The sequence below is a fragment of the Dietzia aerolata genome (assembly GCF_014144865.1).
GTDB classification, from domain to species: domain Bacteria; phylum Actinomycetota; class Actinomycetes; order Mycobacteriales; family Mycobacteriaceae; genus Dietzia; species Dietzia aerolata.
Map to the genome: position 1 here is coordinate 1 of NZ_JAALDM010000270.1, position 10063 is coordinate 10063.

The following is a 10063-nucleotide window of genomic DNA, read 5'->3' on the forward strand; positions in this document are numbered from 1 at the left end:
GCCGGCGCCGGGCGAGGCAGTGCCGCCTCCGGCTCCCGAGCCCGCCCCGGAGGGGGAGCCCGTACCGGAGCCCGCCCCGGGCGAACCCGCTCCGCCGCCACCGGTTCCCGGCGCCGGCGATTTCCTGGGACTGCTGGACGGGAGCGGCATCGTGATGCCGGAGGGCGTGGACCCGGTGGCGGTGGCGCACGAATCCTGCGGCCGGTTCGACGGCGGGCAGCAGATGGACGAGGTGTCGGGTTGGTTGGGTGACCATGCTCAACTCGATGCCAATGGCCAGGGCTACTTCCTCGGCATGGCCGTGATGACGTACTGCCCGCAGAACTTCCCCAAGTTGGGCTGAGGCACTTGGCGCTGAGTCCTGGGGCTTGCTACCAGTCGATATCGCCCAGGACGTCGTTCCGGCGGCGCAGTTCGGCCACGCGCAGTTCGGCCGCCCGGTGCTCTTCGAGTCGGCGGCGGGCCTGCTCGGCCAATGCGTCCGCCTCGACCTCGGCCAGGAGCAATTGCAGGCGTTCTTTCTGTTCGCGCACGGTCTCCACGGTGGTGTCCATGGCGATGAGTTTTCGTGACCCGGCGCTGGCGTGGAGGAACGGATTGCGGTCGAGGATGAGACGAGCTTCCTCTGGGTCGAGAACCCGGGACAGCTTGAGCAGCACGGGATAGCCCTGGCCCTCCTTGTCGATCTCCGGGTCGTGGTCCGGATCGAGGGCGGCCGCGACCACCTTCAGCGGCCGGGCTCGTGGGGATGCGCTCCGGAAGTCGATCTCGTCGGCGTCCATGATCCCCGGATCCTCCTGTCGCCACGTCGGATTGTCTCTGTGAGCCAACCGTAAACGCCCCGGCCGAGTAGCCGGGGCGTTTAGAGGATTCGAGTTCGTCTGTAGGCGGAGACGCGTGGCCGAGTTTCAGTTCGCCACGAGCGGGATGACCTTGGCGAGTTCATCGCCGCGCCGCGCGAGTTCGACCTCAAGGTCAAAATCGGTCTGGATATTGATCCAGAATCGGTCATCGACTCCTAGTGCCTTGGACAGGCGCAGGGCGGTGTCGGTGGTGATGGCTCGCTTGCCGCGCACGATCTCACTGATCCGGACCTGGGGGAGCCTGGTGGCCTCGGCGAGGCGGAAGTGACTGATGCCCAGTGGATCCAGGAACTCTGTTGCCAGGAGTTCGCTCGGTGTGATCGGGTCGTGGGCCTTCGATGGTGTGGCCATGATCTGGTTCTCCTCCTCGCTCGCTCAATAGTGCTCGGTGATCTCGATGTTGCGGGCCAGTCGCAGGCGCGCTGGGAAACGACAACGGCCCCTGACGCTGACAGGCGACGAAAGTCACCTGATCAGGTCAGAGGCCATTATCGACCATCACTGGTCTCGAAGGAAGAATCCTCGGATCAGCAGTCGTAGTAGAGCTCAAACTCGTGCGGGTGCGGCCGCAGGTTTAACGGGGCGATCTCATGGTCACGCTTGTACGAGATCCAGTTCTCGATGAGGTCCTCGGTGAACACGCCACCCTCGGTGAGGTACTCGTGGTCCTGCTCGAGACGGTCGATCACGGCCGGCAGCGAGGTGGGGGCCTGCGGGATGTCGGCGGCCTCCTCCGGCGGAAGCTCGTACAGGTCCTTGTCGACCGGGTCCATCGGCTCGATCTTGTTCTTCACGCCGTCGAGACCGGCCATCATCATCGCGGCAAAAGCGAAGTACGGGTTGCCGGAGGAGTCGGGGCAGCGGAACTCAATGCGCTTGGCCTTCGGGTTGTTGCCGGTGATCGGGATCCGGACACACGCCGAGCGGTTGCGCTGCGAGTACACCAGGTTGATCGGTGCCTCGTAGCCCGGGACGAGGCGGTGGTAGGAATTGATCGTCGGGTTGGTGAACGCCAGCAGTGACGGCGCGTGGTGCAGGATGCCGCCGATGTAGTGGCGGGCCATGTCCGACAGACCCGCGTAGCCCGACTCGTCGTGGAACAGCGGCTTGCCGTCCTTCCACAGCGACTGGTGGGCGTGCATGCCCGAACCGTTGTCACCGAAGAGCGGCTTGGGCATGAAGGTGGCGGACTTGCCGTTCTGCCAGGCGGTGTTCTTGATGATGTACTTGAACAACTGCACGTCGTCGGCCGCGTGGAGCAGCGTGTTGAACTTGTAGTTGATCTCCTGCTGGCCGCCGGTGCCCACCTCATGGTGGAGCCGCTCGAGTTCGAATCCGGCATTGGTCAGGTTGGTCGACATCTCGTCGCGCAGATCCACGAAGTGGTCGTACGGGGCGACGGGGAAATATCCACCCTTGGCGCGAACCTTGTAGCCGAGGTTGGGGGAGCCGTCGGCCTCGGCCGGGGCGCCGGTGTTCCAGTGGCCGGCGATCGAGTCGACCTCGTAGAAGCCGTGGTTGGTGCCCGAGCCGTAGCGGACCGAATCAAAGACGAAGAACTCGGCCTCGGCACCGAAGAAGCAGGTGTCGGCGATCCCGGTGGAGATCAGGTACTCCTCGGCCTTGCGCGCGACGTTGCGGGGATCGCGGCTGTAGGCCTCACGGGTGAACGGGTCATGGACGAAGCAGCTGATGTTGAGCGTCTTGGCCTTACGGAACGGGTCGAGGCGTGCCGTGGCGACGTCCGGCAGCAGCATCATGTCCGACTCGTGGATCGACTGGAAGCCACGGATGGAGGAGCCGTCGAACGCCAGACCCTCTTCGATCATGTCCTCGTCGAATGCTGCGGCCGCGATCGTGAAGTGCTGCTCGGCTCCCGGCATGTCGGTGAACCGAATGTCGACGTACTCGACGTTCTCATCCTTGATGAACTTGATGACCTCGTCCGGCGTGGAGAATGCCACGGTGTCGCTCCTCGTCTCTTCAGTGCGACGGGCGACCGGTGTCTTCCCGTCGAGCGGTGACCTCACGATATGGGCGTGGTGTTGCCCGGCAGTCAAGCGAATGTTTCGTGGGTGTTACACGAAAGGCCGCGTTTCGGACAGCGCCTGAGGCCGTTCCACTGCGTCCAGCCTAGTCGGGTGGACAGTGGGGTCACCGACATGGGGATCGGAGTGTGGCCCGGTTACCCTGGGTACATGCGTGATCTTGCGGGTTCGTGGCTGTCGGGACCGACGTCGTCCGGGAGCGGACCTGAACAGAAGTTCAAAGGCGAGAACCTGGGTATGCCCGCCCACGGCGCCGGCTCAATGGCCCAGCTGGGGACCAGGTTCGGTGCCCTGATCATCGATTGGTTGCTCGCCTACGCCCTGGTCGGAATCGTCGTGACACTGGCCGGGCCGGGAGCCCTCGGAGGAGAGTCATTCTCCGGCGTGGTCAGCTGGGCGGTCCCGGCGGTGTGGGGCGTCATCGGCGTGATCTGTGTCTGGCTGTTCGCGCAAACGCCCGGCCAGGCCATTCTGGGGATCGGTACCGCGCGGATCGACGCCGATGAGCGTGTGGGCTTCGTGCGTTCGCTGATCCGCGTGATCTTCATCTTCTTCTTGATCCCGCCGCTCGTTCAGGACGAGGACGGTCGGGGAATGCACGACCGTGCCACGGGCACCGCGCTCATCCGCACCCGCTGACCGTTCACGCCGCTTCCAGTGCGGCCCAGCTCGACCCGCCCAGCCGGGCCCCAACCGAGCGGAGCTGACCGCCGGGCGCTCGGCCCTGCGGGACAGACGGAGACCGTCACCGAGCAGCAACGGTGAAAGCCGGTCGACCTGAGCGAATGCTCCGATCGACCGGCTTTCGGTCTGTTGACTGCGGTTCGGCGTGTGCCGGGCGAGCCGATTGCCGGGTGCGTCAGCCCCGCCGGCGTGCGCTGCGCTGGACGTTGCGAACCTTGGCGCCCTGGGGGATCGGACCCTTGGGCATCTGGTTCTGCACGCTGGTCTTGGTGCTCAGTGCACGCAGCCGGGTGTCGAGTGCATCGACCTTCTGCCGGCTGATGTTCATCGGGTACCTGGTGAGGCGGCGGTTGAGCTTGCGCAGCGGCACCTGCTCTGGGGTCGTGCCCTCTTCGTCGCCCACGATCAACTCGTAGATCGGGGTATCGCCCACGACGCGGGCGACCTTCTTCTTCTCCTGCATCATGAGCGGCTTGAGCCGGTGGGGCTGACCCTCGCCGACGAGCACGATTCCACACCGACCGACGACACGGTGGACGGCGTCGAAGTTGGTGGTCGCCGCCACGGCCTGGTTGACGCGCCAGCCCGAACGGAGCTGATCCAGTGCCCACGCCGCCGCGCCGGGCTGTCCCTCGGCCTTGCCGTACACGGTGTTCTGGATTCGCCGAGAGAAGATCGTCATGGCCAGCATGACGCCGACCAGGATGCCGAGCGGGAGCATCCACCACTCGCCGCCCCAGATCTTGCCGAGGAAGAAGAACACCACGGCGGAGAGAACAACCGCGCCGATCATCAGCGGCCACAGGAGCTTGTCCTGCTTGGACTGGATCTTCAGCGCCTCCCACATCTGGCCGCGCTGTTCCTTGCCCGCCTGCCGCCGAGCGGCCCGGGCCTCCTTCTTCTCCGCCTTGCTGAGCTCGCTCTTCGCCATGCCCACCAGGATACGTGGCGCCGACCACGATTCGAGAACCGCGGTGAGCGCCGAGGGTGCTGGTGGGGGCGCTCCCGACGATTGTTGCTCCGTCAGGGGCAGCCCGACCGGAGATTAGGCTCCCGCCCGCTCCTGCTCGCGCTGCAGAACGCTCGAGGCCTCCTGCGACGCAGCGCCGCCGGACTTGAGCTGCTCAAGATGGGCGGGCACGTCCTGGCCGCGGTGATCGAGTGCCTGGACGTAGAGCCGGCCGGCCCGGTACGAGGAGCGGACCAACGGTCCGGCCATGACGCCGGCGAAGCCGATCTCGCGGGCCTGGTCGGAGAGTTCGACGAACTCCTCCGGCTTGACCCAGCGGTCGATCGGATGGTGCAGCGGGCTCGGGCGCAGGTACTGCGTGATGGTGAGGATGTCGCAGCCGGCTGAATGCAGGTCGCGCATCGCGTCCACGATCTCGTCGGTGGTCTCGCCCATGCCCAGGATCAGGTTGGACTTGGTGACCAGACCGAAGTCGCGGGCGGCGCGGATGACCTCGAGCGAGCGCTCGAAACGGAACGCGGGCCGGATGCGCTTGAAGATCCGGGGGACGGTCTCCAGGTTGTGAGCCAGCACCTCGGGCCGGGACTCGAAGACCTCGGCGAGCTGGTCCGGGTTCCCGTTGAAGTCCGGGATGAGGTTCTCTACACCCGTATTGGGGTTGAGCTCGTGGATCTTGCGGACGGTCTCCGCGTACAGCCACGCGCCACCGTCGTCCAGATCATCGCGGGCCACGCCGGTGATCGTGGAGTACCGCAGGCCCATCTCGCGGACGGACTCGGCCACGCGGCGGGGCTCGTCGCGGTCGAGGGGGCTGGGCTTGCCGGTGGAGATCTGGCAGAAATCGCAGCGACGCGTGCACTGCTCACCGCCGATGAGGAACGTGGCCTCGCGGTCCTCCCAACATTCGTAGATGTTGGGGCATCCGGCCTCCTCGCACACCGTGTGCAGACCGCCGGTCCGGACCAGTCCCTTGAGTTCCTTGTACTCCGGCCCCATGGTGGCCCGGGTACGAATCCAGGACGGCTTGCGTTCGATCGGGGTCTCGGCGTTACGGGCCTCGATTCGCAGAAGCTTGCGGCCCTCAGGAGTTACAGTCACGTCAGCCACCCTACGCGCGTATCACGCGACCGGCAGCCGGCCGTCCAGCGCCTCCACCATGTCGGAGGTGGCCTGATCCAGCACGTCTGACACGGTGACGGTCCGTCCGAGCTCCGCGGTCAACGACGTCACCCCCGCATCGGCGATGCCGCACGGGACGATCCTGGAGAACGACCCGAGGTCGCAGTCGCAGTTGAGTGAGAAGCCGTGCATCGTCACCCCGCGCTGCACCCGGATGCCGATGGCGGCGATCTTGCGCTCCGGCCGCCCGTCAGAGGGCGCGCACCAGACTCCCGAGCGGCCGTCGACGCGTCCGACCTCGACCCCCAGTCGGGTGCAGGTGGTGATCAGCGCCTGCTCGAGCCGGCGAACGTACTCCATGACGTCGATCGGGTCGGCGAGCGCGATGATCGGGTACCCCACGAGTTGGCCGGGCCCGTGCCAGGTGATCCGTCCGCCCCGGTCGACATCCACGACGGGGGTGCCGTCCATCGGTCGATCCGCGGGCTCGGTCCGCTTACCCGCCGTGTAGGTCGGCGGATGCTCCAGCAGCAGCACGGTGTCGCCTCGGGTCCCGTCGGCGCGCTCCTCGGCGAGGGCGCGCTGGAGATCCCAGGTGGGGGAGTACTCGACCATGCCGAGCCTGCGGATCTCAGGTGGGTTCGGGTCGCGGCGGAGGGACTGACCGTTGAAGGACATGCTCTCCAGCGTAGGCCTCCACCGCGCCGCGCTGACCGGCGGCCGCGCCAGATCCGCGTGCGGGGGGGGAGCGGCGTGGGTGGAAGGGGCGACGACGACAACGGGCGCCCACCCGTGAAGGTGGACGCCCGCTGTCGGACCGTGCTGCGGTTTACAGTCCGAGATCGCCCTCGAACTCGGCCTTCTCGAGACGATCCTTGACCGTCGTCAGGAAGCGGCCGGCGTCGGCGCCGTCGATCAGGCGGTGATCGTAGGTCAGCGGGGTGTAGCCCATCGACCGGATGGCGATCGACTCACCGTCGGCGTCGGAATCGACCACCGGGCGGCGGACGATCGCACCGGTGCCCAGCATCGCCGCCTGCGGCGGGACCAGGATCGGGGTGTCGAAGAGCGCGCCCTCGCTACCGATGTTGGTGATCGTGAACGTGCCACCCGACAGATCGTCCGGGGTCAGCTTGGACGCCCGAGCGCGCTCGGCGAGATCGATGATCGCCTTGGACAGCGCCGGGATGTCCATGTCCTGGGCATCCTTGATGACCGGTGAGAGCAGCCCGGCCTCGGTGTCCACCGCGATTCCCAGGTTCACCGAACCGTGGTAGGTGATCTCGTTGGACTCCTCGTTGTACGAGGCGTTGACGTTCGGATGCGAGACCAGGGCCTCGATCACAGCCTTGGCGTAGAACGGCAGGTAGGTGAGCTTCACGCCGTGCTTGTCGGCGAACTGCTCCTTGACCTCGCCACGCAGCTGGGCCACGCGGGTCATGTCGACCTCGAAGACCTGCGTGAGCTGCGCGCTCGACTGCAGCGAGTCGCGGGTGATCCGCGCGGTGACCTTACGGATCCGGTTGGCCTTCTGCGTGGTTCCACGCAGCTCCGCGAGCTCCGGGCGGACGCCGGCCGAGGACGGGCCGCCCTTCGGAGCGGACGCGGTCGTGGTCGGGGTCTCCGGCGCACTCTGGGCGCTGCCGCCCTGGGCCGCGGCCAGCACGTCCTGCTTGCGGATGCGGCCACCGATGCCGGTGCCCTTCACCGCGTCCAAGTCCACGCCGTTCTCCTGCGCGAGCTTGCGCACGAGCGGCGTCACGTACGGGGCGGAACCGGACTTGGCGGCCGCGGCGGGCTCGGCCCGCTTCGGCACCGATCCGGAGGACTTGCTGTCGGAATCGCTCTTGGCTTCGGACTTCGACTCGGACTTCGACTCGGCCTTGGACTCAGCCTTGGCAGCCGCCTTCTTCTCCTGCTTCGGGGTGTCGCCGGCCTTGTCGGCCTGCTTCTGGGACCCCGACGCGTCGGTGGCGTCGCCCTCGGCCTGCTTGGCGGCCTCCGCCGGGCGTGCCTTCTCGGCGGGCTCTGGGGTGCCCTCGTCCTCGGTCTCGGCGTCCTCGCCCGCGGCGCCTTCACCGATGACGGCGAGGGTGGCGCCCACCTCGACGGTCTCGTCCTCGTCGGCGACGATCTTCTGGAGGGTGCCGGCGACGGGGGAGGGGATCTCGGTGTCGACCTTGTCGGTGGAGACCTCGAGCAGAGGTTCGTCGACCTCGATGGTGTCGCCGACGGCCTTGAGCCAGCGGGTGATGGTGCCCTCGGTGACGGACTCGCCGAGCTCGGGCATGACCACGTCGGTGCCCTTGCCGCCGCCGGATCCACCGGATCCACCGGACGACTTCGGCGCCGGGGCCTCCTCGGCGGGCTCGTCGTCCTCGGACTCGTCCGCAGCGGAGTCGCTCGCGGACTGCTCGTCCTCGGCGGCGTCGTCCCCGGAATCGGATTCGCCCGAGTCGTCCGAGCCGTCGTCGATGAGCGCGAGCTCGCCGCCGATCTCGACGGTCTCGTCCTCGTCGGCGATGATCTTGGTCAGGGTGCCCGCGGTGGGCGAGGGGATCTCGGTGTCGACCTTGTCGGTGGAGACCTCGAGCAGAGGTTCGTCGACCTCGACCGTGTCCCCCTCCTTCTTGAGCCAGCGGGTAACGGTTCCCTCGCTGACGGATTCACCGAGTGCCGGCATCTGTACGGAGAAGGCCATGGTGTCGTGACTCCTCGAGAGTTCTCTGGCGCTGCCCCCGGGGCGCGGTCCGCACCCGCGGTGAGCGGCGACGTGGGTTGGGTAGCTAACTATTTGTCGGAGCACCCGGACGGATCCGCTGTGGCGCCCCTATCCAGATGGTCGTCGTCCATTGTGCCTTCTGCCACTGGTCGGCGTTGTCGGACGCTCCGATCCGGATCAAGCCGAACGGCCGAACACCCGCTGCGGCCTCTCGCGTTAGTTGCCGTGAGCAGTCGGTACGATCGCTCTATCAGTGTCGTGCCCACCCCAGACGGGGGTTCGACGGGAGGAGGCCGACAGTGGGGATCCGAGATCTGTTCGGGCGGAGGAAGCCCCGGATCCCGGCGGACCCGGCCGACCTCGACCACTTGCGTCGCTGGTGCCGGACCCGCGTGGGGGTCGAGGCGTTCCTCGAACCGGAGACCCTCGTCTCGGTTCCGGGACTGTGCCTGGTGGCCTTCGACGGCGAGTGGACGCGTCGGCCCGTCGGGGACGTCGCGACCGCCCGCCGTATCACCTCCGAACTCAAGGTGCCGCTGTTCGACGCGACCGTGAACGGCTACCCGCAGCGGATGCGGGACTACGAGGAGGTCCGCATCAAGCGCGAGCGCCGCGAGCGCGCCGAGCGACTCCGGGAGGGCATGCGTAAGGCCGACGAGCGGTAGTCCGCTCGCCGGCCTCGTGCTGTGGACCTCGTGCGTGGGGCGGGGGCAGTCCCGGATCAGCCCTGCGCGGCGATGTCCTCCAGCACGGCGAGCATGGTGCGCACCGGCACCCCGGTCCCGCCCTTGGGCAGGTAGCCCTCCGGTCCGCCGTCGTTGTAGGCCGGACCGGCGACGTCAATGTGCGCCCAGGCCACGTCCTCGGCCACGAACTCGCTCAGAAACAGGCCAGCGGAGAGCATGCCGCCCCACCGGTGCGGGGTGACGTTGGTCAGGTCCGCGACCTCGGAGTCCAGGCCGTCGCGCAGCTCCTCGGGCAGCGGCATCGACCAGCCGCCCTCGCCGACGGAGCGGCTCAGCTCGGACACGCGGTCACGGAACTCCTCGGTGCCCATGACGCCCGGCGTCTTCTTGCCCAGCGCCACCATCTGCGCACCGGTCAGGGTGGCGGTGTCGATGAGGTGCGAGGGGGAGTCCTCGCAGGCGCGAACGATCGCGTCGGCCAGGATGAGCCGGCCCTCGGCGTCGGTGTTCTGCACCTCGACGGTGGTCCCGCCGTACATGGTCAGCACGTCGCCGGGCCGGTAGGCGGTGGACGACGGCATGTTCTCGGCCATCGGCACCGTCGCCACGACCGTCATGTCCAGGCCCAGCTTCGCGGCCAGGATGACGGTCGCCACTACGGCCGCGGCACCGCCCATGTCCATGGTCATCTGCTCCATGCCGGCGGCCGGCTTGATGGAGATACCGCCGGTGTCGAACGTGACGCCCTTGCCCACGAGCGCCACCTGCGGCCGACCCTGGGCGCCGCGATGGGTCAGGCGCACCAGGCGCGGACCGCGGGACGAGCCGCCGCCCACGGCGAGGATGCCGCCGTAGCCGCCCTCGGCGAGCGCCGCCTCGTCCAGCACCTCGACCTCGAGGCCGGCCTCGGTGCCCAGGGCTGCCGCGCGATCGGCGAACGATCCGGGAAACAGCAGGTTGGGCGGGGTATT

General features: G+C 67.7%; 11 protein-coding genes. 3 read left to right on the forward strand and 8 right to left on the reverse strand.

Annotated elements, in window-relative coordinates; translation table 11 throughout:
- Nucleotides 1-343, forward strand: a 343-nt coding sequence (locus tag G6016_RS14500; protein ID WP_182633328.1) for a DUF732 domain-containing protein, incomplete at its 5' end; no start/stop codon positions are given.
- A 28-nt stretch (nt 344-371) separates the two neighbouring features.
- Here the strand turns inward: G6016_RS14500 and G6016_RS14505 are convergent.
- The 3 genes from G6016_RS14505 to glnA form a co-directional block, all read right to left on the reverse strand.
- The gene (locus tag G6016_RS14505) at nt 372-782 is read right to left on the reverse strand and encodes a hypothetical protein (protein WP_182633329.1); all 411 of its coding nucleotides are present in this window, start codon (nt 780-782) and stop codon (nt 372-374) included.
- Nucleotides 783-908: 126 nt separating this feature from the next.
- A complete protein-coding gene (locus tag G6016_RS14510) occupies nt 909-1214 on the reverse strand; it encodes a HigA family addiction module antitoxin (protein ID WP_182633330.1) in 306 nt (101 codons plus the stop codon).
- A gap of 176 nt (nt 1215-1390) precedes the next feature.
- A complete protein-coding gene (glnA, locus tag G6016_RS14515) occupies nt 1391-2827 on the reverse strand; it encodes a type I glutamate--ammonia ligase (RefSeq protein ID WP_182633331.1) in 1437 nt (478 codons plus the stop codon).
- A 234-nt stretch (nt 2828-3061) separates the two neighbouring features.
- On the opposite strand from glnA, the gene G6016_RS14520 reads away from it, so the two are divergent.
- Nucleotides 3062-3550 (forward strand): RDD family protein, encoded by a 489-nt coding sequence (locus tag G6016_RS14520; RefSeq protein WP_182633332.1) that lies wholly within the window; start codon nt 3062-3064, stop codon nt 3548-3550.
- 220 nt (nt 3551-3770) lie between these two features.
- On the opposite strand, the gene G6016_RS14525 is transcribed toward G6016_RS14520, so the two are convergent.
- From G6016_RS14525 to sucB, 4 genes are all read right to left on the reverse strand, one after another.
- Nucleotides 3771-4526 carry a DUF4191 domain-containing protein gene (locus G6016_RS14525; RefSeq protein ID WP_182633333.1) on the reverse strand — a complete coding sequence of 252 codons (756 nt, stop codon included), beginning with the start codon at nt 4524-4526 and terminating at the stop codon, nt 3771-3773.
- 114 nt (nt 4527-4640) lie between these two features.
- Nucleotides 4641-5663, reverse strand: coding sequence for a lipoyl synthase (gene lipA / locus G6016_RS14530; protein WP_182633334.1), 1023 nt, complete (start codon nt 5661-5663; stop codon nt 4641-4643).
- A gap of 21 nt (nt 5664-5684) precedes the next feature.
- The gene (gene lipB, locus G6016_RS14535) at nt 5685-6362 is read right to left on the reverse strand and encodes a lipoyl(octanoyl) transferase LipB (protein ID WP_182633335.1); all 678 of its coding nucleotides are present in this window, start codon (nt 6360-6362) and stop codon (nt 5685-5687) included.
- A 151-nt stretch (nt 6363-6513) separates the two neighbouring features.
- Entirely contained in the window at nt 6514-8385 is a 1872-nt protein-coding gene (gene sucB / locus G6016_RS14540; RefSeq protein ID WP_182633336.1) for a 2-oxoglutarate dehydrogenase, E2 component, dihydrolipoamide succinyltransferase, read from the reverse strand.
- 320 nt (nt 8386-8705) lie between these two features.
- On the opposite strand from sucB, the gene G6016_RS14545 reads away from it, so the two are divergent.
- Complete coding sequence (locus G6016_RS14545; protein ID WP_182633337.1) at nt 8706-9071, forward strand: oxidoreductase; 366 nt, start codon at nt 8706-8708, stop codon at nt 9069-9071.
- Between the two features lie 56 nt (nt 9072-9127).
- On the opposite strand, the gene G6016_RS14550 is transcribed toward G6016_RS14545, so the two are convergent.
- A partial coding sequence (locus G6016_RS14550) for a leucyl aminopeptidase (RefSeq protein ID WP_182633338.1) occupies nt 9128-10063 on the reverse strand: 936 nt, incomplete at its 5' end.

Bases quoted from the DNA above. Each gene is read 5' to 3' on its own strand.
- G6016_RS14505 (WP_182633329.1), bottom strand. From the start codon at position 782: ATGGACGCCGACGAGATCGACTTCCGGAGCGCATCCCCACGAGCCCGG.
- G6016_RS14510 (WP_182633330.1), bottom strand. From the start codon at position 1,214: ATGGCCACACCATCGAAGGCCCACGACCCGATCACACCGAGCGAACTC.
- G6016_RS14520 (WP_182633332.1), top strand. From the start codon at position 3,062: ATGCGTGATCTTGCGGGTTCGTGGCTGTCGGGACCGACGTCGTCCGGG.
- G6016_RS14525 (WP_182633333.1), bottom strand. From the start codon at position 4,526: ATGGCGAAGAGCGAGCTCAGCAAGGCGGAGAAGAAGGAGGCCCGGGCC.
- lipB (WP_182633335.1), bottom strand. From the start codon at position 6,362: ATGTCCTTCAACGGTCAGTCCCTCCGCCGCGACCCGAACCCACCTGAG.
- sucB (WP_182633336.1), bottom strand. From the start codon at position 8,385: ATGGCCTTCTCCGTACAGATGCCGGCACTCGGTGAATCCGTCAGCGAG.